Here is a 21,207-nt window from a genome sequence, read left to right as displayed (position 1 = left end):
CCGTTCAGAGCTGGCTGAAGTCCGGCTTGCGCTTTTCCATGAAGGCGCTGAAGGCTTCCTTCGCTGCCGGCGAACGCATCGCCTGACCGAAGCTCACGCTTTCCGCATCGATGCGCTCCAGCACCGCCGGCTGCTGCGCCATCTTGAGCAGGCGCTTGGTCTCGACCAGCGCGGACATCGGCTTGGCCGCGAGCTTGCGGGCCTGGCCCTGGGCGATGGCGTTGCATTCGGTCGGCGGCACCACGCGGTTGACCAGGCCCACTTCGAGGGCGGCTTCGGCCATGAAGGGCTCGCCCAGCATCAACGCCTCTGCCGCGCGGTGGTAGCCGAACATCCGCGGCGCCAGCAGGCTCGACGCGGCTTCGGGCACCAGGCCGAGGTTGACGAAGGGCATCGAGAAGGCGGCGTTGTCGCCCGCGTAGACCAGGTCGCAGTGGAACAGCAGCGTGGTGCCAATGCCGACGGCCGGGCCGCAGACCGCGGCGATCACCGGCTTGGGAAAGGCCGCGATGGTGCGCAGGAAGCGGATCGCCGGCGACGCCTTCATCGGCGTGTCGGCCGGTGCGCCCGCCGCCGCCATGAAGTCGGCGATGTCGTTGCCCGCGCTGAAGATGGTCGGGTCGCCCTGGATCAGCACGGCGCGCACGGCGGCGTCGCCCGAGGCCTGGTCGAGCGCCGCCGAGAGCGCGTCGTACATCGCGCCGGTGATGGAGTTCTTGCGGGCGACGCGGTTGAAGGTGAGGGTCATCACACCGGCTTCGGTGTGGACGAGGATGTCGCTCATGGTCATTCCTTGAAATAGACGATCTGGTTGGACGTGGCGAGCAGCGCACCGGCCTGGCTCCAGAGCTGGGCGCTCTGGTCGAAGAAGCCGTTCTGGAACTGCTGCCCCACGGCACGCCCGAGAAGATAGCCGCATCCGACCTCGGCCAGGTGCGATGCGTCGGCATGGAAGTAGGTCGTGATCGACACCGTGCCGGCGGGCACCGGCTTGGCGCGCCGCAACCAGACGCGCGGATAGAACATGTCGCTCATCGACGCCAGCGCGGGGAAGTCGAGCGGGCGCGGGTCGGCGTCGCGCAGCCAGAGCATCGTCTCGCTGTGCTCGCCGCCGCCGTCCCATTGCGTGGGAATGCTGCCGCGCACCGGTCGCATGTCGTACTGGCCGATCCACGCGACGCCCTTGGGCCCGATGGTCATGCGCTCGGTCTGCTCGGGGCCGGGCACCGGCGGCATCGGCAGGTCGTTGGTGCTCCAGGTCTCGCGGCGCGCGGCCGTCACCACGGTGGCGGTGGTCGTCACCTGCGGCGCACCGCTGGCGCCCGCCTGCGTGATCTGCACGGTCCAGTGCTGGGTCGAGCGGTTGGTGCGCACGGCGGTCGCCTGCACGTCGAAGGCGCCGGCCTCGATGGCGGCGGCGTAGTTCACCGTGAGCGCGATCGGCGCGCCGAGCAGGTCGGGATGCCGCAGCACCGACTGCAGCACGACCGCCGCCGTCGTGCCGCCGAAGGGGCCGACCATGTTCCAGTAATCCGGGCTCGTCATGCCGGTGAAGTGGCCCACGCGGATGTCGCTGTGGTGCAGCGCGAGCGCCTTGTCGAAGATGTGTTGCGTCACTGCCGGTCTCCTCAGACTCATGTACCCCGCGCAACAGATTCCTTCGTCACACCCGCTCGAAGATGCCTGCTGCGCCCTGCCCCATGCCCACGCACATCGTGACCATGCCGTACTTCAGATTCTTGCGCCGCAAGGCATGCACCACTGTCGCGGAGCGGATAGCCCCGGTCGCACCCAGCGGATGGCCCAGCGCGATGGCGCCGCCCATCGGGTTCACCTTGCTGGGGTCGAGACCCAGGGTGTTGATCACCGCCAGGGACTGCGCCGCGAACGCCTCGTTCAGCTCGAACCAGTCGATGTCCTGGTGCTTGAGGCCCGCGTAGCGCAGCGCGGCGGGAATCGCCTCGATCGGGCCGATGCCCATGATGTGCGGCGGCACGCCCTTGCTCGCGAAGCTCACGAAGCGCGCCAGCGGCGTCAGGTCGTACTGCTGGCAGGCCCGCTCGCTGGCCAGGATCAGCGCGCCCGCGCCGTCGGAGGTCTGCGAGCTGTTGCCCGCGGTGACCGTGCCGCGCGCGGCGAACACGGTGCGCAGCTTGGCCAGGCCTTCGAGGCTGGTGTCGGGCCGCGCACCTTCGTCGAGGCTCACGGTGCGCGTGGTCGCGATCGACTCGCCGGTCTCCAGGTCCGGCGTGCGGTCGGTCACCTCGATGGGCGTGATCTCGTCGGCGAACTCGCCGGCCTTCTGCGCGGCCAGCGCCTTCTGGTGCGACGCCAGCGCGAAGGCATCCTGCGCCTCGCGGCTCACCTTCCATTGCTGCGCGACCTTCTCGGCCGTGAGACCCATGCCGTAGGCGATGCCGACGTCGCCTTCGCGCTCGAAGATCGAGGGTGACAGCGAGGGCGAGTTGCCCATCATCGGGACCATGCTCATGCTCTCGACGCCTGCGGCGATCATCACGTCGGCCTCGCCGACGCGGATGCGGTCGGCCGCCATCTGCACGGCCGACAGGCCCGAGGCGCAGAAGCGGTTGACCGTGATGCCGCCGATGCTGTTGGGCAGCCCGGCCAGCACCGCGCCGATGCGCGCGATGTTCAGGCCCTGGCTGCCTTCGGGAATGGCGCAGCCGCAGATGATGTCTTCGATCGCCTTCGGATCGAGACGGGGCACTGCCGCCAGCGCCGCGCGCAGCGTGGTCGCCAGCAGGTTGTCCGGGCGGTAGTTGCGGAAGTAGCCGCGGTGCGACTTGCCGATCGGCGTGCGCGTGGCGGAGACGATGTAGGCGTCTTGAACTTGCTTGCTCATGATGTGTTCTTCCTTCAGTTCCGGACCGGCTTGCCGGTGGAGAGCATCCCCATGATTCGCTCCTGCGTCTTCGGGTGCACGATGAGCGAGCAGAAGGCCTTGCGCTCCAGCGCCATCAGGTATTCCTCGGTCACGAGCGAGCCCGCGTCGATGTCGCCGCCGGTCACCACCTCGGCGATGAGGCTGGCGATGTGGAAGTCGTGCGCGCTGATGAAGCCGCCGTCGCGCATGTTCACCAGTTGGCCCTTGATGGTTGCCGCGCCAGAGCGGCCTGCGACGCGAAAGCTGCGGCGCAGCGGCGCCCGGTAGCCGGCATCCGCCATCGCCTTGGCCTGCTGCAGCGCGACGTAGAGCAGTTCGTCCTTGTTCGGCACGATCACGTCGCCCTGCAGCAAGTAGCCCAGCTTCTTCGAATCGAGCGCACCGGTGCCGACCTTGGCCATCGCCGCGGCGGTGAATCCTTCGGTGAGGAAGGGCAGCAGGTCGGTGCCGGTCGAGGCGGCCGCGTTCTCGGCCGCGCGGCGGGCGATGTAGGTCAGGCCGCCCGCACCGGGCACCAGGCCCACGCCGACCTCGACCAGGCCGATGTAGCTTTCCATCGCGGCCACGCGCCTGGCCGAATACACGGCCAGCTCGCAGCCGCCGCCCAGCGCCAGGCCGCGGATGGCCGAGACCACCGGCACGCTGGCGTAGCGCATCTTCAGCATCAGCTTCTGCAGCTCTTCCTCGGCGCCTTCGACCGCACCGATGCCCGCGACCACGAAGGCCGGCAGCATCGCCTGCAGGTCGGCGCCGACGGAGAACTTGTCGTCGGGCGACCAGATCACGAGGCCCTGGTACTCGGCCTCGGCCAAGTCGACCGCGGCGGCGAGCGACTCGGCCACGTCCGGGCTGATGGCGTTCATCTTCGAATGGATGCTGGCAATCAGCACCTCGCCGTCGAGCGTCCAGACGCGGACATCGCCTTCATCGCTGAGCGTGGTGCCAGCCGTGGTCGGATCGACGGCCTTCGCACCCAGCACGCTTTCGGGGAACAGCTGGCGGGCATGCACCGGCAGCTGGCGCTGCGGCACGAACTTGCCGAGCGACGCGCTCCATGAGCCTTCCGGCGTGTGCACGCCGCCGGCGTCGGCCACAGGGCCTTCGAACACCCACTTCGGCAGCGGCGCGGTGCTCAGCGCCTTGCCCGCGTCGATGTCTTCCTGCACCCAGGTGGCGACCTGCGCCCAACCGGCTTCCTGCCAGAGCTCGAACGGCCCCTGCTGCATGCCGAAGCCCCAGCGCATGGCGAAGTCGATGTCGCGCGCGCTTTCGGCGATGGTCGCCAGGTGCACGGCCGCGTAGTGGAAGCCGTCGCGCAGGATGGCCCAGAGGAACTGGCCTTGCGGGCCTTCGCTTTCGCGCAACAGCTTCAGCCGCTCGGCCGCCGGGCGCTTGAGCATCCGGCCATACACCTCGTCGGCCTTCTCGCTACCGGGCACGTAGTCGCCGCTCTTGAGGTCGAAGCGCAGGATGTCGCGGCCGACCTTCTTGTAGAAACCCGCCTTGGTCTTCTGGCCCAGGTTGCCGAGCTCGAGCAGCTTGGCGAGCACCGGCGGCGTCGCGAAGTTGCCATAGAACGGATCGGTCTCGGCGTTCAGGTTGTCCTGCAGCGTCTTCACGACATGCGCCATCGTGTCGAGGCCCACGACGTCGGCCGTACGGAAGGTGCCCGAGCTCGCGCGGCCCAGTTTCTTGCCCGTGAGGTCGTCGACGATATCCGGCGTCAGGCCGAAGGTCTCGACCTCCTTCAGCGTGGCCAGCATGCCGGCGATGCCGACACGGTTCGCGATGAAGTTGGGCGTGTCGTGCGCGCGCACCACGCCCTTGCCGAGCGTGCTGGTGACGAAGGCCTCCAGCTGGTCGAGCACCTGCGGCTGCGTGGTCGGCGTGTCGATCAGCTCGACCAGGACCATGTAGCGCGGCGGGTTGAAGAAGTGGATGCCGCAGAAACGCGGCTTCAAGGCTTCGGGCAGCGCCTCGCTGAGCTTCGTGATCGACAGGCCAGAGGTGTTCGAAGCCAGGATGGCGTTCTTCGACACGTGCGGCGCGATCTTCCTGTAGAGGTCGAGCTTCCAGTCCATGCGCTCGGCGATGGCCTCGATGACCAGGTCGCAATCGCCCAGCTTGGCAAGATCGTCCTCGTAGTTCGCGACCTCGATCAACGACGCGTCGGCGACGTCGCCCAACGGCGCGGGCTTCTGCTTCTTGAGGTTGTCGATGGCGCGCAGGACGATGCCGTTCTTCGCTGCACCTTGAGCGACAGCTCCGGTCGCGTCCTTGGCCGCCAGGTCGAACAGCACCACCGGCACGCGCACGTTGACCAGGTGCGCAGCGATCTGCGCTCCCATCACGCCGGCGCCGAGCACGGCGACTTTCTTCACATTGAATCGGGACATGGGTTGTTCTCGAATGGGTTACTGCACACGGTTCCAGGTCTGGGTGCGCCAGAAGGGGCCGAGGTAGCCGCGCACCTGCAGCTTCTTTCCGCCGTCGATGGGCGTGAAGCTGGCGCGGTATTCGTTGCCGTTCTCGGGGTCGAGGATCTTTCCGCCTTCCCAGACGTCCTTGCCTTCAACCTTGGAGCCGCCGCGGATGATCTCCAGGCCGGTGATCGGCTTGCCCTTGCGGTCGTCCGGGCACTCGTCGCAGGTGGCGTCGGGTTGGGTGTCTTTCTTGAGCGAGCGCTCGAGGCGGCCCGCCAGCACACCACCCGATGCCGTGACGCGGATCTCGCCCTTGGCCTCGCCCGTCTTGTCGTCGATGGTGCGCCAGAGGCCCACGGGGCTCATCTGCGCCATCGCCGACGTGGCGGCGGCGAACAGGGCGATGCTTGCGACCAAGGCTTTCATGGTGTCTCCGTTGTATTTGTCGTTGTCGTCGTCGCCGCGCGTCAGGCCAGCGCCGCGTCGGTGTCCATGAGCGGCTTGCTGCCGGCACGCGCGGTGCGCATCAGCGTCGCGGTCTCGGGGAGCAGCTTGGCGACGTAGAAGCGCGCGGTCTGCAGCTTGGCGACATAGAACGGGTCGGTGTTGCCCGCAGCGATCTCGCGCAACGCGACCTGCGCCATGCGGGCGAACAGGTAACCGAACACGAAGTGGCCGGCGACGCGCAGGTAGTCGACCGCCGCGGCGCCCACTTCGTCGGGGTTCTGCGAGCCCTTGAAGCCGATCTCCATCGTGAACTTGGTGAGCTGCTCGCCCAGCACCGCGACGGGCGTGATGAACTCGCTCATCTTCTCGTTCACGCCTTCTTCGGCGACCAGCGCACCGACCAGCTTGCCGAACTTCTTCAGCGTGGCGCCGTTGTTGCCCAGCACCTTGCGGCCCAGCAGGTCGAGCGACTGGATGGTGTTGGTGCCTTCGTAGATCATGTTGATGCGGTTGTCCCGCACGAACTGCTCCATGCCCCATTCCTTGATGAAGCCATGGCCGCCGAAGACCTGCATGCAGGCGTTGGTCGCGATATGGCCGTTGTCGGTGATGAAGGCCTTGACGATGGGTGTGAGCAGCGCCACGAGTTCACCGCTGTCCTTGCGCACCTTGTCGTCGGGGTGGTGGTGCTCCTTGTCGAGCAGCAGCGTGCAGAAGATCTGCAGCGCCCGGCCGCCTTCGGCATAGGCCTTGGCGGTGAGCAGCATCTTGCGCACATCGGGGTGCACGATGATCGGGTCGGCGTCCTTGTCCTTGGCCTTCACGCCCGAGAGCGAGCGCATCTGCACGCGGTCTTTCGCGTAAGCCAGCGCGTTTTGGTAGGCCACCTCGGTCAGGCCCAGCGACTGGTTGCCCACGCCCAGGCGCGCGGCGTTCATCATCACGAACATCGCGGCCAGGCCCTTGTTGGGCTCGCCCACCAGGCTGCCCACCGCGCCGTCCATGACGATCTGCGCCGTGGCGTTGCCGTGGATGCCCATCTTGTGCTCGAGGCCGCCGCAGTAGATCGGGTTGCGCTCGCCCAGCGAGCCGTCGGCCTTCACGATGTACTTGGGCACCGCGAACAGGCTGATGCCCTTGCTGCCCTTCGGCGCGTCCGGCAGGCGGGCCAGCACCAGGTGGATGATGTTGGCGGCCATGTCGTGCTCGCCGGCCGAGATGAAGATCTTGTTGCCGGTGAGCCGGTAGCTGCCGTCGGGCTGCGGTTCGGCCTTGCTTCGCAGCAGGCCCAGGTCGGTGCCGCAATGCGCTTCGGTCAGGCACATCGTGCCGGTCCATTCGCCGGTGACGAGCTTGGGCAGGTAGGTCTTCTTCTGTTCGTCAGTGCCGTGCGCCACCAACGCCTCGTACGCGCCGTGCGAGAGGCCGGGGTACATCGTCCACGCCTGGTTGGCGCTGTTGAGCATTTCGTAGAGGCACTGGTTCAGCACGAAGGGCAGGCCCTGGCCGCCGAACTCGGGCTTGCACGACAGTGCGGCCCAGCCGCCCTCGACGAACTTCGCGTAGGCGTCCTTGAAGCCGGCGGGCGTCTTCACCTCGTGCGTTTCCTTGTCGAGCACGCACCCTTCTTCATCGCCGGTGATGTTCAACGGGAAGGTCACCTCGGCCGCGAACTTGCCGGCTTCCTCGATGACGGCATTGACCGTATCGATATCGGTCTCGGCATGGGCCGGCATGGCCTTGAATTCGTCGGTGACGCGAAGGACTTCGTGCAGGACGAACTGCATGTCGCGCAGCGGCGGGGTGTAGAGCGGCATCGATGACTCCGAAAGAAAAGAAGAACGAAGAGAAAAAAAAGAAGGGACGCGGTCAGCGGACCGGCTTGAGGCGCCACGCGGCGGGCGGCGGCGCTTCGGTGGCGGCGCCATGGCGCGCGAGGATGTTCTCGAAGCCCAGGCGGGCGCGCTCCATGGAGCCGGGCAGCCGCAGAAAGCGGGCTTCGTAGTGCAGCGCGAGGATGAGCGCGTGGATCTCGAAGGCGATCTGCTTGTCGTCCGCGTCGGCGTTCAGGTGGCCTTCTTCCATCGACAGCACCACGGCCCGGGTCATGGCCGCGAGCCAGATGTTGACCGACTGGGCCAGCGCGTCGCGCACCGGCCCGGGACGGTCGTCGAACTCGACGGCGCCGCTGATGTAGATGCAGCCCGAGTCGATTTCGGCGGAGGTGCGCTTCATCCAGTTGTCGAACATCGCGCGCAGCCGCGGAAGACCTCGCGGTGCGTCGAGCGCGGGGAAGAACACCTCCTGCTCGAAGCGCTGGTGGTACTCGCGCACCACCGACAGCTGAAGCTCTTCACGCGAGCCGAAGTGGGCGAACACGCCCGACTTGCTCATTTGTGTCATCTCGGCGATGGCACCGATCGACAAGCCCTCGAGCCCGATCTGCGCGGCCAAGCCCAAGGCCGCGTCGATGATGACGGCCTTGGTCTGCTGGCCTTTCTGGGCGCTGCGGGCGGACTTGGCAATAGACGCAGTGGTGGACATGGCAACTCTGCAAAAACGAACGGTCGTTCTATTTTGCAGGAGTTCGGGGGCGACTGGAAGTCTTATTCCTGACTAAGCGGCGGGACTTATCAGACCGCATCCACTGCCAGCGCGCATCAGAGCACAGCACCCCAAAAGACCGGGGGGTGACGCTAGGCTCCCTCCAAACCCGTAGCGGCAGCACTTCGCCGATGGCTCGATTTGGCACAGATCTCGTCCAAGGCTATTCCACTGCAAGGCTCAAGGTGGGCTGCTTCAATCAAAGTTAACGGCCGAAGTCTCGGCTTTGACTGGCCGAGACTTTTGCCAACTTCCGCCGGTCTTCATTCCCGGCGTTACGGCGAGAAGATCAGTTTCTGCAAGTCTGATCCAAGACTGGGCGATCTACCGCCCAAGCACTATCAACTGCGATCCGACCGCATTGGAATTGGAAGAGTTTCGATCCAATTCGCGCCGGGCAACCTCTTTTCAAAGCCATGTCGGCCCCAGCAATCTTGGCCCGGTCCATTTGAGGCTAGCGCGGAACTAGGTGTGATCAGTCAAGAAATTATTTTTTTTAACTCATCCTTGACGGTGCACTTGCGGATATGTCAATCTTTAACGACATGAACGCCTAAACAAATAAAGGATCCCAGTTTTGATGCAAAAGTCCTCATTGTCATCCACTTGCTATGCGGCTCAAAGACAATCGGCGAGGCCTGCTCTGAGGCAGACGCGGCCGCGGTCAATTGAGGTCGCGATGCGCAGCAGCGACGACACCATCAACGTTCGACTACGGATCACCCTGGCCGAGAACCCATTCCTGTTCAAGGCCGTGTCGGAGCTCGAGGCCGGGCCAGGCGTAGGGTTGCGCAACGGCTTCATAAAGCAGCTGGCCGAAGTCGGCTTGATGGTCCATGAGGAGCGTATGCGCCGCGAACCGGGCGTCTCCACGCGCACCGCGGGCGGGCTCGCCGCGGCTTTGGGCGATCACCTGAGCGGGGCTGGAGCCGGCGTGAGCGCCGTGATGAGCGCCCCCGCGCCCACCAGCCAAGTCATTGCCGCTGGGCCGCCTGCGCAGAACGCCGCGGCCGAACCCGCTGCCGGGGAACCTGCCGTCGAGCCCCCGCCAGTTCGCTCGAGCCTACCGGCGACCGTCGACGCGGCGTCTACTCTCCCGATCGAAGAAAGCCGCTCGCCATCGCGCGTAACCGGTTCTGGCACGCGCCGCGTGCTGGGTGGCTACACCAATGACTAAGGCAAGGCAGGCCGTGCAGTCGTCGGCCGAACTAGCCGTCGAGCAAGTTGAACGACCACCGTTGAGCCGGAGTGGTCGCCATCTTCATCGGCGAGAACTGCGAGTAGCAGGTACTACTCGCAGTTCAATGAGGCGCAAACTGCCAATAGCCGGTACTACTCGCAGTTTCTTCCGCCGAGAACTGCGAATAGTCGGTACTACTCGCAGTTTGTTTTCATTTGGTCGGCTGCGGGCCATCCCCGTGGTTTACGCGCCACTTTTGTGCCACCAGGCGACTGAACTGCGAGTAGTACTGGCTATTCGCAGTTCAGTGTCGATGCCTCACATTGCTGATTTTTTAAGCAGCTCTGGCAAATGTTACTCAATTCCTTCGCAGCTATCGGCCATTTGGGAAGAAGGCACCTCTAACGGTCCTGGCACGACGTCCAGCAACCCCGCGGTCTTGCGTCGCGACTCGAGCCAAATCCGGAGATGGACGAACCCAAGACCACCCTTGGCCCAGCGCTGGACTAGAGCGGCTCCATCGATCGTCCAGGGCGAGTTCCCACCCCCGAGCATTTCGCCTCCCCCCGCTCCAGCGAGCTGATCCCATGTCGAACACCATCCCTCCCGAGAATTTTCCCGACTCGAGCCCAATCCTTTTGCAGGAAGCCAGCGCGAGCGAAGTTGCCACTCCTCCTGCCGCCAACGATCTGACAACCTGGGCTGAGAAGGCCAGCGAACCGGTCACCGAATACACCGCGACGAAGTACCGGCAGTACTACGTCATGCTGATGGACAGAGCCGCTAAACACCTGGGGACCGACCCCGCTTTCATCACGCCAGCTGCCATCGTTGCCGAGATCGACAGCGACCCAACGATCGCTGTGGGAACCAAGAATACATACCGGTCGGCGGTCGTCTGGGCGCTCGAGCGATCGGGGTTCGAGTTCGATGAGGATGATCGGCTGGAGGGCCTGAAGGCCGTTCGTGCCTTTCGACCGCGGCTGAGCCGCTCCACAAGCGACATCCCAGACCTCGCCACGCGGCGCTACAGAACGCGCGCCCGGTCAATCCCCGAAGAGGATCTGGGCCCCCTCCTCAATGCGCTTCTGTCGGCGAAGATCACCAGCACCCAGTGGGCGGCAAAGACCACCACCTGGTTGAACGCCGGGATCGCCACTGGCGCCCGGCCAAACGAATGGGAAACCGCGTACTGGCTCGACTTCGATAGACGGATTCTGCGGCTTCCGAATTCAAAGCTCAAAAAGCAAGCGCCCTTCAATTGGTCGTATGTTCCCGCACGACTCATGTCCCGCGCCGAGTCCGACCTTGTTCGAAAGGCTTCATCCGACGAGCTGAGCCCTTCCGAAGACGCGGCCGGCCACATCGACGAGTTCGAGCGGAACATTCGGTTCTTCGATGCGGTGGAGTCGTCGACCGCCCATAGCAATGGGATGGCCCTGGATACCTTGCGGCGCCTGCGCGCCTGGGAGCTTCACAACGCGAGCTTGGCCTGGCGCGACATCGAGGTCCCGGCACGATGGGTAGGCGCAGTCAACGCCCACATGACCCACATCCGGGACTACCTGGCCGGAGGAGGCGATCGGACCTTCCAGCGCCTGTTCAACGGCTGCCGGGCTGCGCTGGCGGCCGCGTGCAAGCGCGCCTTTCCAGACGGACGCATGTACTCGCTCTACGACACACGCTCCACGGCGGCCGCCAACATGCAGGCGTCAATGGGCGCAGACCGCGCGGCGCTGGTGATGGGCCACTACAAGAAGCGCAAGCGAACGATCAAGGAGAACTACGCGGGTGCCGATCGCGCTTTCAGCCGCGCAGGGAAGTTTTCGCCAGCGCTCGCAGACACACAGAACCAGCGCGACCAGGCAGAACTTAGAAGCGGCCCGACCGTGCCAGCCGGACCAACGTTGATGACTTTAGGTGAGACACCCAGCTCGCCAGGCCAGCCCGATCTACCCGCCCCCTGACAAGCCACCCATGTTTCGCTTTGTCTTTCTTTGCGGACGCAAAGCGGAACATGCAAAACGGCTTCTGCGGGCTTTTCCCCCAGCTGCCAGCTTGGCCCAACGCTGTGGACTGGGGAATAAAGCGATGGGCAATGGAACAAAGTGGGGACCGGAGCAGAGAGATCGACCGGTATCACTTTGGCCATTCTCAGAAATCCAGCGGCTTTCCCCATTCTTGTCAAGTTGACCACTATTAAACGGACAGCTTCAAGCTTCGCTCCCTTTTGCAAGAGTTGGAACATCGATGACCAGTGCTGGATCAAATGCGTTGTTCTCGATCTTGCCGCTCCAGTTCAAGTAGCCGCGCGGGTTGCACACGATCCGGCAAGAACGGACCCGATAGTCGAATTGCTGATGAGTGTGGCCATGCACCCAGAGTAGGGGCACGTCAAAGAACGCATCCGGTAGCTCAGTGACAAAAGCGCCTGAGGCCCAATCATCGGCATAGCGCGCTGAAAGCGAACCTCGATGAGGTGCATGGTGCGTCACCACCACCGTGGGCCCAGCAAACGGTTCTGAAAGCTTCTCGCGTAGCCAAGCTCGTTGCGCCTGATGAAGTCGCGCAGTGTCGGCCACTCGAAGCTTTCTGCCTTGCTTGTAGCGCGATGCGCCGGCCTCTGCCGACTCGTCGACTGTGCGGATCAGCGCGTAGTCGTTCAACAGGTTGGTCGCCATCCTCATTGCCCGCCCGAGATCGCTGACCGGACCCTCAGGTGTCTCAATGGCGAGTTCGAAATCAGTCCAGAGCGTCGCTCCGAGAAAACGCACGCCGTCGATCACGACCTCGTCGCCGTCGAGCAGATGAACGTTGGTACCTTCGGCCGTGCGACGTGCTTCGGCCAGCGTCGTATCCAACCGTCCGTCGTAGTACTCGTGGTTGCCCGGCACATAAACGACCGGCTTGCCGCGAAACGTGTCCGCCGCCCACTGGACGGCACGCTTGGCCGGCGAATGGATGTCGCCAGCGAGGATGACAACGTCGAACTCAAGATCAGGTGTGGACGCGAAGGGCGCGAACTCTAGATGGAGGTCGGAAAGGATCAGTGCTTTCATCAAAGTGCTCCTTCGAAGTGCCTGCGAAGGTCGGCGCTGGCCTTGTCGTCGAAGCCGACAAACGAGCCGCACACCACCAGATGGTCCTTGCAGCGGTCGAACTGCCATTCGGCATCGTCGAGCGCCACCCAGGGCTCATCGACCGCATCGTGAAGTTGCAGCCGGGCGAGGATCTCTCCTTCGCGGTAGGCGAACGGGTGGGGGGACCGAATTCGCGAGGTGGCGGCGCTCCGATGATTCGAGCCCGGATGTCATCGGAGAACGGCTTGAGCAAAGTCTCGTAGCGAAGCTGCTCGCGCCAGGACGAGCTGATCACGATCTTGACGTTCGGGAACTCGCGCAGCAGTGCCTCGAGCCGTGGCAGGAAGCAAAAGTCCGTTCCGTCGCTGGACAGGTGGCCTTCGCCTTCGGGGTGCAGAACGCAGTCGAAGTCCATGAACAGGATCATCCTCGCCCCTCAATCGATTCTTATCGGTTCTCATACGAAACCGCCGTTCTGAATAGCGTTGAGCATCGATCGAACCTTGTCCGAGCCGCCTCCGAGGGCGAACGCTGCGGGCGATTGGCCGCCGAGCAGTTGGTGCGGCTTGTTTACCCAGGCCTGAGCTTCTGCGCCGAGCACCTGGACTGCGAGATCGCCAAGTCTTGTGGAACACATCCCAACCCGGCCTCCCCCTTTGGATCCCGCGGCCATGCCAGGTGCGAGCCCATGTCGACACCGAATGCACGGAATGGTGCTGCAGCGCTCAGCAGGCCCTCGCCGACGTAGTCGATGTCCCGATGGTGGTGGCCGTGGACCACCAACTGGACGCCGAGCGCTTCGGCAAGCTCGTCGATCGCCCGCCAGCCGTACAGGTGCGCCGCCGGCGCTTCGTGCGTCACCAAGATGTCGGCGGACGGGCCCTGCAGCAGCTGCAGGTAGTCCTCCGGAAAGATGCTGGAACGGTGCCGGCGGGCAATGCCATCTCTCCACCGCACCTCGGGGCGCATGGTCCGACACAGGGCGTCGGCCGAGGCGAAAGCCGCCTCCTCGATCGGCCGCCCCGCATTCCAGATCTTGTCGCGAAAGATGCCGCCCAGGCCCGCGACCTGGTACCCGGCGATCTCGACGACGCGTCCGTGGAGGTTGCGATGCGCAAGTTCCGATCCCCACAGGTTGTCGTGGTCCTCGTCCGTGTCCGTGTCGTGATTCCCGTGGATGAACCAGACCTCGGTTTTGTCCAGGATGGAGGCCAACTCGACGTGCAGAGGCTGGCGCGCCTGGATATCGCCCAGCAGCACGATCGCCTCGGGCCGGAAGCGCTCGACAGCAGCGATCACAGGGACGAAATCGCCGTGCGGGTCGCCAAAGAACATGAGCGCGGGGTTGTCCATACGATGCATCAGCGCCTCCCATCTCCAACCGGAAAAGGATCTTCACCGTCGTTTCCGCCGTGACCTTCTGCGCCGCGCGATGGTCCGGACTTCTTCTCACGCGACTTCTGAGCCTTCACGACGTCGAAATCGCTGTCCAGGAAATGGTCACGCCCGGCATAGACCAACGCGCCCAGCGCGCGCTCGCTGGCCATGCGGATCTGCCGCGGCGTCATCCACGCCAGGCGGACGATCTGGAGGTCCGTCGGACGCGTCAGTTTCGCCCTGAGATACTCCTGCGGGACCATGCGCTCGAGCGTCGCCTGGAAGATGCTGTGAGCCAGGACCAGGCGGCCGTCGATGTCCGGCTCCTCGATGAAGAACTCCAGAAAGCGCGAGCGCACGGGCGCGCTGACCCGATCGGCATCGTTGGCCGTCGCGATGTAGAGCACCCTGCTGGCGTCGAACTCGAAGTCGATGCTCAGATCCTTCACCTTGGTGGCCGTGACCGGCTCCAACAGCGACAGCAGCGCATCGACCGGGCGATAGTTGTTGCCGCCCCGCTCGCCTTTGTCGAGTTCGTCGAGGAGCACGACAGGATTCGCATGTTTGCCGAGCACGATGAGCTCCCACAGCGCCCCGACGGCCGTGTTGCCCCAGTGGCGGTCAGAGCCTCTCAGGCCGGAGTTGGTCTGCGCGTTGTCGAACGCCTGCCGGTGGATCGGTGTTTGCAGAACCTCCGCCAATCGCTGCGTGAAATGCGTCTTCCCGACACCGGGCTCGCCGAGCAGCAGGATCGGCTGAAGCATCAGCGGCTGACCCGTGAAATCTGCCAGGGCCATGGCCCGCTGCACAGCTTCGACGACCACAGCGAAGTTGGGCATTTCTGCCGCGAGCGACGCGAGCGCGTCCCGCCATCCCTCCGGCCGAGCGACAGAGCGCCACGGCCCATGGGCCATCGCCTTGGCGAAGTGCCGCAGATCCCTGGCCAGAAGGTCCTTGTCAGCAGTCATCGGTGCGTTCTTGAGCGCGTGGAAGCGCTTCTGGGCCGCGCCCCAGTCGAAGGCGGCGATCGTGTCCGAGGATGGCTGGGGAACATAGCCCGGGACCGTCAGCACCCGTGCTGCTTCCAGCGGCGACAAGGGTCTCCCCGGCGGCGGTGGAGGAAGCTGACTCCCACTGGCGCGCGCCCGCTCCCGCGCGATGCGCTGTTCTTCTTCGACGGCGAGCGACCGTTTGAACTCCTCCCGCCGAGCTGTCTCCCGCTCGATCTGCTCGAGCTCGAGTTGATCGACGAGGTCGTACGGAAGCAGAACATCGGCATCAGCGCCGAGCTCCGGGAAGGAGTAGAGACGGTATCCGGGAGATTCTGAAGTTTGAAGGCGGCTCATGCTCGGCTCCTGAAAGGAGCCGGTGCATCAGCTCCTCAAGACGGGAAAACGGCGGAGAACGTAGCGGGCGTTACCGCTATGGTCCGGTTCGAGACGACGACCGAGCAGCGCAAGCATGTCGCCAGACGCGCCATGCCACGCAGACCCGAATCGGTCCGACGTCGTGCAGAAATGGCGGTGAGTTTCAACATGGAAATTGGAAGGTAGAGCGTGCGGCATCTCGCACTGAGCCATCTTAGTCCCGCGCGATCGGTCGTGCAATTCTCAGAGGAGGTTGAGATGTCGCGACCGCAGCGAGCTCGCAACACATAGGGCGGCGGCGCACTGGGTTGTTGCGACACGCCAGAAAGTAGGGACCCGCACTTCATTCGCGAATCTTCGAATGAATATCAGTCTAAAAGTCTGTTGCCCGGTGCTACCAGCTCCCAGTGGTCGCAACCGAACGAGCGCCCTGATGGGTCGAGCAGGACTGCCACGCCCCCCCCGCGACGGCGCACGGCACACGGCACACGGCACACGGCACACGGCACATCGGTGCACCCTAGCGGCATGGCGATCGCAGGGTTCTCGCCGCATCGGCGGCGACCAAGTTCGACGGCGCTGCACAGCGTCGTCCCGGCTTCATCTTGGGACGCTCTTCTTTCTCGTTCTGGAGAGCCTGCAGGCGGCACGGCGGCGCATCTCGAGCACGTCGCGAAAACTGCGCGTGGTGATGATGCCGTTGCGCGCCAGCTTGCGCTCGAGCAGCGCATTGGTACCGACGGTGGTGCCGTGCACGATGGTGACGATGACGACGGGCGAACCGGCTACGCGCGCCACGCCGTTCATGAAGCCGCGCGCTTCTTCGCCGCGCATGGACGGCACCTTGCCGATGCGGGCCGTGCCCTTGGCGTGGTCGAGCACGAAGAGGTCGGTGAAGGTGCCGCCGACATCGACGCCGACGGCAAGGGAGGACAAACAGGGGCCGACCGACGCCCCAGCGTGGTGCTCAGCGCTTGAAGCTAACGACGTCCTGCCGCTGTTCGCCCAAGCCGTCGATGCCGAGCGTCATCACGTCGCCCTTCTTGAGGAAGAGCTGGGGCTTCATGCCCATGCCGACGCCGGGCGGCGTGCCGGTGGTGATGACGTCGCCGGGCATCAGCGTGTTCAGCTGGCTCACGTAGCTCACCAACTTCGCCACGTTGAAGATCATGGTCTTGGTGTTGCCGGTCTGGACGCGTTGGCCGTTCAGGTCGAGCCACATGCCGAGCTTCTGCGGGTTCGGCACTTCGTCGCGCGTGACGAGCCAGGGGCCGAGCGGGCCGAAGGTGTCGAAGCCCTTGCCCTTGTCCCAGGTCAGGCCGTGCTCCATCTGCCATTCGCGCTCGCTCACGTCGTTGATGACGCAGTAGCCGGCGACGTAGTCGAGCGCTTCCTTCTGCGACACGTAACGTGCGCGCGTGCCGATGACCACGCCGAGTTCGACTTCCCAGTCGGACTTGACCGAGTTCTTCGGCAGCATGACCGGGTCGTTCGGGCCCTGGATGCAGCTCGTGGCCTTGGTGAACACCACCGGCTCCTTCGGGATCGGCATGCCGGACTCGGCGGCGTGGTCCGCGTAGTTCAGGCCGATGGCGATGAACTTGCCGACTTTGGCGATCGGGCTGCCGAAACGCGGCTTGCCGCGCACCAGCGGCAGCTTGTCGGTCTTGAGCTTGCGCAGCTTGGCCAGCGCGGCATCGCCGAGTTGATCGGGGCCCAGGTCCTTGACCACCGCGCTCAGGTCGCGCAGCTGGCCGTTGTCGTCGATGAGGCCGGGCTTTTCCTTGCCGGGGTTGCCATAGCGCACAAGTTTCATGGGTAGCTTCCTTTCAGTTGAACGTGGGATTCTCGCGGGTCGGCGTCAGTAGGTCGCACGGCCACCGGAGAGGTCGAACACCGCGCCGGTCGAAAAGGCGCAGTCTTCGGTGCAGAGCCAGGCCACCATCGCCGCGATCTCGTCGGGCGTGCCGAAGCGGCCCATCGGGATCTTCGACAGCATGAAGGCGATGTGCTCGGGCGTCATCTGGTCGAAGATCGCGGTCTTCACCGCGGCCGGCGTCACGCAGTTCACGCGCACGGGGCCGGTGGCGAGTTCCTTGCCGAGCGACTTGGTCAGCGCGATCACCGCCGCCTTGCTGGCGCTGTACGCGCTGGCGTTGGGGTTGCCTTCTTTGCCGGCCACCGACGCGATGTTGACGATGCGCGCCCAGGGCCGCGTCGCGAGGTGCGGCGTCCATTCGCGGCAGCAGTGGAAGACGCCGTTGACGTTGACGGCCATGACCTGTTGCCAGGCGTCGACGGGGTAGTCGGCCAGCTTGGTATTCGGCCCGGTGATGCCGGCGCAGTTGACCAGGGCATCGACACCCGCGTCGGCGCCGCGCTGCGACAGCGTGGCCTGCACCGCCTGCGCCACGGCCGTGGCATCGCTCACGTCGACGCCCACCGCCGTCGCGCCCGCACCGAGACGGCCGGCGGCCGCCTCGGCCGCGGCAAGGTCGCGGTCCCAGAGCGTGACGCTGCCGCCCGAGGCCAGCAGCCGCGCCGCGATGGCGTAGCCCAGGCCGGTCGCGCCACCGGTGATGACCGCATGGCGGCCGTTGAAATCGAGCTGGTTCATATCGTGATCCCTCCATCGACCGAGAAGGCCTGGCCGGTGGCGAAGATCGATTCGTCGCTGGCCAGGAAGACGACCACCGGCGCGATCTCGTGCGCCTGCGCGAGCCGGCCCATGGGCTGGCGCGCGATGAAGGCCTTGCGCGCCTCCACGGGGTCGGGGTTGGCGTTGATGCGCTCGCCGAGCGAGGGCGTGTCGACCGTGCCGGGACACACCGCGTTGCAACGCACGCCTTGCGTCACGTAGTCGGCGGCGACGCTCTTGGTCAGCCCCAGCACGGCCGCCTTGGTGGTGCCGTAGACGTTGCGGTTGGGCAGGCCCTTGATGCTCGAGCACACGCTCGCCATGTTGATGATGCTGCCGCCACCCGACGCCAGCATGCGCGGCAGCACCGCCTGGATGGCCCAGAACTGCGCGCGCACGTTCAGGCGAAAGGCGAAGTCGAGGTCGTCGTCCGTCGCGCTCAGGATCGGCCCGTTGTGCACGACGCCGGCGCAGTTAAACAGCACGTTGACGGCCGGCATGCGCGCGACCAGGTCGTGGATCGCCTGCTTGTCGAGCACGTCCAGCACCGCGGTCTGGATGTTGGGCGTGCCGGCATAGCTGTCGAGCAGCGCGGCATTGACGTCGGTGGCCCACACCTGCGCGCCTTCGGCGGCCATGGCGAGCGCGGTGGCGCGGCCGATGCCCTGCCCGGCCGCAGTGATGAGGGCTGTCTTTCCTTGAAGTCTCATGGGGTGTCCTGTGGGGTCGGCCGACGCGGCCGAGGCGTTGAGGGTTTCGCCGGATGGTGGCTGCGCAACGTCGAACGTATTCTGAATTGGCCTGACCACTTGTCCAATTCAGGACAACCCTTAAGCCCTCCGAGTCCTCCCGTGCCCGTGCAATCCATCGAACCGCAGCGCCTGTACCGGCAGATCGCCGAGCAGTTGCGCGCGCTCATCGCGCAGGGCGAATTCGCCGTGGGTGCGCGCCTGCCGGCCGAGCGCGACCTGGCGCGCCAGTTCAACGTGAGCCGGCCTTCGGTGCGCGAAGCGCTGATCGCGCTCGAGGTCGAAGGCTGGGTCGAGGTGCGCACCGGCTCAGGCGTGTACGTGCAGGACCGCTCGCACCGCCAGCCGGCGCCGGTCGCGGCCCACGAATGGGGACCGCTCGAACTCATCCGCGCGCGGCGTGTCGTCGAAGGCGAGACCGCGGCGCTGGCCGCCACGCTGGGCCGCCGCAAGCACGTCGACGCGATGACGCAGGCCATCGGGCAGATGCGCGCGCTGGCCGACCAGAACGTCATGCCGCTCGAAGGCGACCGCGCCTTTCACCTGGCCATCGTGGAGGCTTGCGACAACGCGGTGCTGAGCGAAACGGTGCAGGGCTTCTGGGACTCGCGCAAGGGCCCGATCTTCTCGCGCCTGGGCGGCCACTTCGAGACCGTGCCCTCGTGGCGCGCAGCCATCGTCGAACACGAAGCGGTGCGCGACGCGGTCGCCGCCCGCGATGCGACGGCCGCCCGCGCGGCGATGCACGACCACATGGACAAGGCCCACCAACGATTCAGCGCGAGCTGGCGCCGCGCGAGAAGAACCGCCTGACGACGCGCCAGCACTTCTCTTTCTTTTCCCTTCAGCCACAACGGAGACAAACCGATGAACCCCAAGACCACGAGCAAGCGACTCGCCCTGAAGACCCTGGTGCTCGGCGCCATGGCCGCCACCGCCCTCGGTGCGGTCGGCATCGCCAACGCGCAGACCAAGCTCAAGTGGGCGCACGTCTACGAAACCTCGGAGCCCTTCCACAAGTACTCGGTGTGGGCCGCCGAAGAGATCAAGAAGCGCACCAACGGCAAGTACGACATCCAGGTGTTCCCGGCCTCGAGCCTCGGCAAGGAAGCGGACATCAACCAGGGCCTGACGCTCGGCACGGTCGACATCGTGCTGACCGGCGCCAGCTTCGCGGGCCGCAGCTACCAACCGCTGGCCGTCTCGTACTTCCCCTTCATCTTCCGCGACGCGGAGCACCAGCTGAAATACGCCAAGAGCGACGTCTTCAAGGAACTGGCCAAGGGCTACGACGACAAGACCGGCAACCACATCACCGCGCTCAACTACTACGGCGCACGCCATGTCACGTCCAGTGCCGCCAAGCCGGTGAGCAAGCCGGAAGACATGAAGGGCCTGAAGATCCGCGTGCCCGACGCACCGGCCTACCTCGCCTTCCCCAAGGCGCTGGGCGCCAACGCCACACCGATCGCCTTCGCCGAGGTGTACCTCGCACTGCAGAACAACACCGTCGATGCGCAGGAGAACCCGCTGCCGACCATCGAGGCGAAGAAGTTCTTCGAGGTGCAGAAGAACATCTCGCTGACCGGCCACATCGTCGACTCGCTGCTGACGGTGGTGTCGGGCCAGCTGTGGGGCAAGCTGTCGGCCGACGAGAAGAAGGTGTTCTCCGAGGTGATGGTCGAGGCCGCCGACAAGACCGGTCGCGAGATCATCGCGTCCGAGACGCGCCTGGTCGAGGAATTCAAGAAGCGCGGCAACAACGTCATCACGGTAGACAAGGCGGCCTTCCGCGAGGCGGTGCTGAAGAACACCAAGCCGACCGACCACGGCTACCGCCAAGCCGACTACGACCGCATCGTGGCGATCAAGTGAGCGACGCGAAGATCATCGACGACGAGGGCCACTTCCACGCGGAGGACGAGGTGGTGGACCTGTCGGACACCATCGCCGAAGGCTGGATCGCACTGGCGCTCTTCTGGGCGCTGGGGCTGACGGTCTTCTACCAGTTCGTCACGCGCTACGTGATGAACGACTCTGCCGCGTGGACGGAGGAGATCGCGCGCTACATGCTGGTGGCGGTGGTGTTCGTCGGCGCCGCCATCGGCGTGGCCAAGAACAACCAGATCCAGGTCGACTTCTTCTACCGCCACATGCCCGAGGCCATGGGCCGATGGTTGTCGCGCGCGGTGGACGTGCTGCGCACCGCCTTCTTCGCCGCCGCCGTGTTCATGACCTGGCAGATGATGGAGAAGATCGGCAACCAGACGCGCATGACCATCGTCGATGCGCCGATGAACATCGTCTATGGCGTGTGCCTGTTCGGCTTCGCTGCGATGACCTTCCGTTCGGCGCAGGTCGCACGCACCCACTGGCGCCGCGGCTACAGCGTGCTCGAGCGTCCCGAATCCACCTTGAGCGACCACTGAGCGAGTTC

At 65.3% G+C, this 21,207-nt stretch carries 20 protein-coding genes and 2 pseudogenes; 5 read left to right on the top strand and 17 right to left on the bottom strand.

Features of this window, described 5'->3' with window-relative positions; translation table 11 throughout:
- Positions 1-4 precede the first annotated feature (4 nt).
- Genes ACSFA0_RS04365 through ACSFA0_RS04335 form a run of 7 tightly spaced genes read right to left on the bottom strand, consistent with a single transcriptional unit; the run spans position 5 to position 8,319 of the window.
- Entirely contained in the window at positions 5-784 is a 780-nt protein-coding gene (locus ACSFA0_RS04365) for an enoyl-CoA hydratase (protein WP_435449000.1), read from the bottom strand.
- A gap of 2 nt (positions 785-786) precedes the next feature.
- Complete coding sequence (locus ACSFA0_RS04360; RefSeq protein ID WP_435448999.1) at positions 787-1,638, bottom strand: acyl-CoA thioesterase; 852 nt, start codon at positions 1,636-1,638, stop codon at positions 787-789.
- A 25-nt stretch (positions 1,639-1,663) separates the two neighbouring features.
- Positions 1,664-2,863, bottom strand: coding sequence for an acetyl-CoA C-acyltransferase (locus tag ACSFA0_RS04355; RefSeq protein WP_435448998.1), 1,200 nt, complete (start codon positions 2,861-2,863; stop codon positions 1,664-1,666).
- A gap of 14 nt (positions 2,864-2,877) precedes the next feature.
- Positions 2,878-5,301, bottom strand: coding sequence for a 3-hydroxyacyl-CoA dehydrogenase/enoyl-CoA hydratase family protein (locus tag ACSFA0_RS04350; protein WP_435448997.1), 2,424 nt, complete (start codon positions 5,299-5,301; stop codon positions 2,878-2,880).
- A gap of 18 nt (positions 5,302-5,319) precedes the next feature.
- Complete coding sequence (locus tag ACSFA0_RS04345) at positions 5,320-5,754, bottom strand: DUF2147 domain-containing protein (RefSeq protein WP_435448996.1); 435 nt, start codon at positions 5,752-5,754, stop codon at positions 5,320-5,322.
- A gap of 41 nt (positions 5,755-5,795) precedes the next feature.
- Positions 5,796-7,592: an acyl-CoA dehydrogenase C-terminal domain-containing protein gene (locus ACSFA0_RS04340; RefSeq protein WP_435448995.1), complete on the bottom strand. Its 1,797-nt coding sequence runs from the start codon at positions 7,590-7,592 to the stop codon at positions 5,796-5,798.
- Between the two features lie 52 nt (positions 7,593-7,644).
- On the bottom strand, positions 7,645-8,319 hold the full coding sequence (locus ACSFA0_RS04335) for a TetR/AcrR family transcriptional regulator (protein ID WP_435448994.1): 675 nt from the start codon (positions 8,317-8,319) through the stop codon (positions 7,645-7,647).
- 739 nt (positions 8,320-9,058) lie between these two features.
- Between ACSFA0_RS04335 and ACSFA0_RS04330 the strand changes: the two genes are divergently transcribed.
- Positions 9,059-9,556 (top strand): hypothetical protein, encoded by a 498-nt coding sequence (locus tag ACSFA0_RS04330; RefSeq protein ID WP_435448993.1) that lies wholly within the window; start codon positions 9,059-9,061, stop codon positions 9,554-9,556.
- Between the two features lie 590 nt (positions 9,557-10,146).
- The gene (locus ACSFA0_RS04325) at positions 10,147-11,526 is read left to right on the top strand and encodes a hypothetical protein (RefSeq protein WP_435448992.1); all 1,380 of its coding nucleotides are present in this window, start codon (positions 10,147-10,149) and stop codon (positions 11,524-11,526) included.
- 246 nt (positions 11,527-11,772) lie between these two features.
- On the opposite strand, the gene ACSFA0_RS04320 is transcribed toward ACSFA0_RS04325, so the two are convergent.
- The 10 genes and pseudogenes from ACSFA0_RS04320 to ACSFA0_RS04275 all read right to left on the bottom strand — a co-directional run bounded on the left by ACSFA0_RS04320 (position 11,773) and on the right by ACSFA0_RS04275 (position 18,731).
- On the bottom strand, positions 11,773-12,618 hold the full coding sequence (locus ACSFA0_RS04320; RefSeq protein WP_435448991.1) for a metallophosphoesterase: 846 nt from the start codon (positions 12,616-12,618) through the stop codon (positions 11,773-11,775).
- The gene (locus tag ACSFA0_RS04315) at positions 12,618-12,779 is read right to left on the bottom strand and encodes an HAD domain-containing protein (RefSeq protein WP_435450889.1); all 162 of its coding nucleotides are present in this window, start codon (positions 12,777-12,779) and stop codon (positions 12,618-12,620) included. The genes ACSFA0_RS04320 and ACSFA0_RS04315 overlap by 1 nt, the downstream gene beginning before the upstream one ends.
- A gap of 113 nt (positions 12,780-12,892) precedes the next feature.
- Positions 12,893-13,054 (bottom strand): annotated as a pseudogene (locus ACSFA0_RS04310) (HAD domain-containing protein); the annotation flags it as partial.
- A 42-nt stretch (positions 13,055-13,096) separates the two neighbouring features.
- Positions 13,097-13,276, bottom strand: coding sequence for an antitoxin Xre/MbcA/ParS toxin-binding domain-containing protein (locus tag ACSFA0_RS04305; RefSeq protein WP_435448990.1), 180 nt, complete (start codon positions 13,274-13,276; stop codon positions 13,097-13,099).
- On the bottom strand, positions 13,210-13,992 hold the full coding sequence (locus tag ACSFA0_RS04300) for a metallophosphoesterase family protein (RefSeq protein ID WP_435448989.1): 783 nt from the start codon (positions 13,990-13,992) through the stop codon (positions 13,210-13,212). Before ACSFA0_RS04300 ends, ACSFA0_RS04305 begins: the two co-directional genes overlap by 67 nt.
- Before the next feature lie 8 nt (positions 13,993-14,000).
- The gene (locus tag ACSFA0_RS04295) at positions 14,001-15,362 is read right to left on the bottom strand and encodes an AAA family ATPase (RefSeq protein ID WP_435448988.1); all 1,362 of its coding nucleotides are present in this window, start codon (positions 15,360-15,362) and stop codon (positions 14,001-14,003) included.
- Positions 15,363-15,989: 627 nt separating this feature from the next.
- Positions 15,990-16,319: pseudogene (locus ACSFA0_RS04290) on the bottom strand (hydantoinase/oxoprolinase N-terminal domain-containing protein); the annotation flags it as partial.
- 31 nt (positions 16,320-16,350) lie between these two features.
- Positions 16,351-17,199, bottom strand: coding sequence for a fumarylacetoacetate hydrolase family protein (locus ACSFA0_RS04285; protein ID WP_435448987.1), 849 nt, complete (start codon positions 17,197-17,199; stop codon positions 16,351-16,353).
- Positions 17,200-17,244: 45 nt separating this feature from the next.
- Positions 17,245-18,000: an SDR family NAD(P)-dependent oxidoreductase gene (locus ACSFA0_RS04280; protein ID WP_435448986.1), complete on the bottom strand. Its 756-nt coding sequence runs from the start codon at positions 17,998-18,000 to the stop codon at positions 17,245-17,247.
- Entirely contained in the window at positions 17,997-18,731 is a 735-nt protein-coding gene (locus ACSFA0_RS04275; protein ID WP_435448985.1) for an SDR family oxidoreductase, read from the bottom strand. The genes ACSFA0_RS04280 and ACSFA0_RS04275 overlap by 4 nt, the downstream gene beginning before the upstream one ends.
- 141 nt (positions 18,732-18,872) lie before the next feature.
- Here ACSFA0_RS04275 and ACSFA0_RS04270 point away from each other — a divergent pair, with 141 nt between their 5' ends.
- The 3 genes from ACSFA0_RS04270 to ACSFA0_RS04260 are packed head-to-tail and all read left to right on the top strand — an operon-like array spanning position 18,873 to position 21,199.
- Positions 18,873-19,583, top strand: coding sequence for a FadR/GntR family transcriptional regulator (locus ACSFA0_RS04270; RefSeq protein ID WP_435448984.1), 711 nt, complete (start codon positions 18,873-18,875; stop codon positions 19,581-19,583).
- A gap of 54 nt (positions 19,584-19,637) precedes the next feature.
- A complete protein-coding gene (locus tag ACSFA0_RS04265; protein ID WP_435448983.1) occupies positions 19,638-20,645 on the top strand; it encodes a sialic acid TRAP transporter substrate-binding protein SiaP in 1,008 nt (335 codons plus the stop codon).
- Positions 20,642-21,199: a TRAP transporter small permease gene (locus ACSFA0_RS04260; protein WP_435448982.1), complete on the top strand. Its 558-nt coding sequence runs from the start codon at positions 20,642-20,644 to the stop codon at positions 21,197-21,199. The genes ACSFA0_RS04265 and ACSFA0_RS04260 overlap by 4 nt, the downstream gene beginning before the upstream one ends.
- The last annotated feature ends 8 nt before the right edge of the window (positions 21,200-21,207 follow it).

The sequence above is a fragment of the Variovorax restrictus genome (assembly GCF_051216715.1).
Classification (GTDB): Bacteria; Pseudomonadota; Gammaproteobacteria; order Burkholderiales; family Burkholderiaceae_C; genus Variovorax.
This window is presented reverse-complemented; position numbering and strand designations above follow the sequence as displayed.

What these genes read in the sequence shown, in the direction of transcription:
- ACSFA0_RS04285 (WP_435448987.1), bottom strand. Translation starts at nt 17,199, where the DNA reads ATGAAACTTGTGCGCTATGGCAACCCCGGCAAGGAAAAGCCCGGCCTC.
- ACSFA0_RS04340 (WP_435448995.1), bottom strand. Translation starts at nt 7,592, where the DNA reads ATGCCGCTCTACACCCCGCCGCTGCGCGACATGCAGTTCGTCCTGCAC.
- ACSFA0_RS04275 (WP_435448985.1), bottom strand. Translation starts at nt 18,731, where the DNA reads ATGAGACTTCAAGGAAAGACAGCCCTCATCACTGCGGCCGGGCAGGGC.
- ACSFA0_RS04325 (WP_435448992.1), top strand. Translation starts at nt 10,147, where the DNA reads ATGTCGAACACCATCCCTCCCGAGAATTTTCCCGACTCGAGCCCAATC.
- ACSFA0_RS04355 (WP_435448998.1), bottom strand. Translation starts at nt 2,863, where the DNA reads ATGAGCAAGCAAGTTCAAGACGCCTACATCGTCTCCGCCACGCGCACG.
- ACSFA0_RS04365 (WP_435449000.1), bottom strand. Translation starts at nt 784, where the DNA reads ATGAGCGACATCCTCGTCCACACCGAAGCCGGTGTGATGACCCTCACC.
- ACSFA0_RS04335 (WP_435448994.1), bottom strand. Translation starts at nt 8,319, where the DNA reads ATGTCCACCACTGCGTCTATTGCCAAGTCCGCCCGCAGCGCCCAGAAA.
- ACSFA0_RS04350 (WP_435448997.1), bottom strand. Translation starts at nt 5,301, where the DNA reads ATGTCCCGATTCAATGTGAAGAAAGTCGCCGTGCTCGGCGCCGGCGTG.
- ACSFA0_RS04305 (WP_435448990.1), bottom strand. Translation starts at nt 13,276, where the DNA reads ATGTGTTCCACAAGACTTGGCGATCTCGCAGTCCAGGTGCTCGGCGCA.
- ACSFA0_RS04280 (WP_435448986.1), bottom strand. Translation starts at nt 18,000, where the DNA reads ATGAACCAGCTCGATTTCAACGGCCGCCATGCGGTCATCACCGGTGGC.
- ACSFA0_RS04345 (WP_435448996.1), bottom strand. Translation starts at nt 5,754, where the DNA reads ATGAAAGCCTTGGTCGCAAGCATCGCCCTGTTCGCCGCCGCCACGTCG.
- ACSFA0_RS04265 (WP_435448983.1), top strand. Translation starts at nt 19,638, where the DNA reads ATGAACCCCAAGACCACGAGCAAGCGACTCGCCCTGAAGACCCTGGTG.
- ACSFA0_RS04360 (WP_435448999.1), bottom strand. Translation starts at nt 1,638, where the DNA reads ATGAGTCTGAGGAGACCGGCAGTGACGCAACACATCTTCGACAAGGCG.
- ACSFA0_RS04330 (WP_435448993.1), top strand. Translation starts at nt 9,059, where the DNA reads ATGCGCAGCAGCGACGACACCATCAACGTTCGACTACGGATCACCCTG.
- ACSFA0_RS04320 (WP_435448991.1), bottom strand. Translation starts at nt 12,618, where the DNA reads ATGAAAGCACTGATCCTTTCCGACCTCCATCTAGAGTTCGCGCCCTTC.
- ACSFA0_RS04300 (WP_435448989.1), bottom strand. Translation starts at nt 13,992, where the DNA reads ATGGACAACCCCGCGCTCATGTTCTTTGGCGACCCGCACGGCGATTTC.
- ACSFA0_RS04295 (WP_435448988.1), bottom strand. Translation starts at nt 15,362, where the DNA reads ATGAGCCGCCTTCAAACTTCAGAATCTCCCGGATACCGTCTCTACTCC.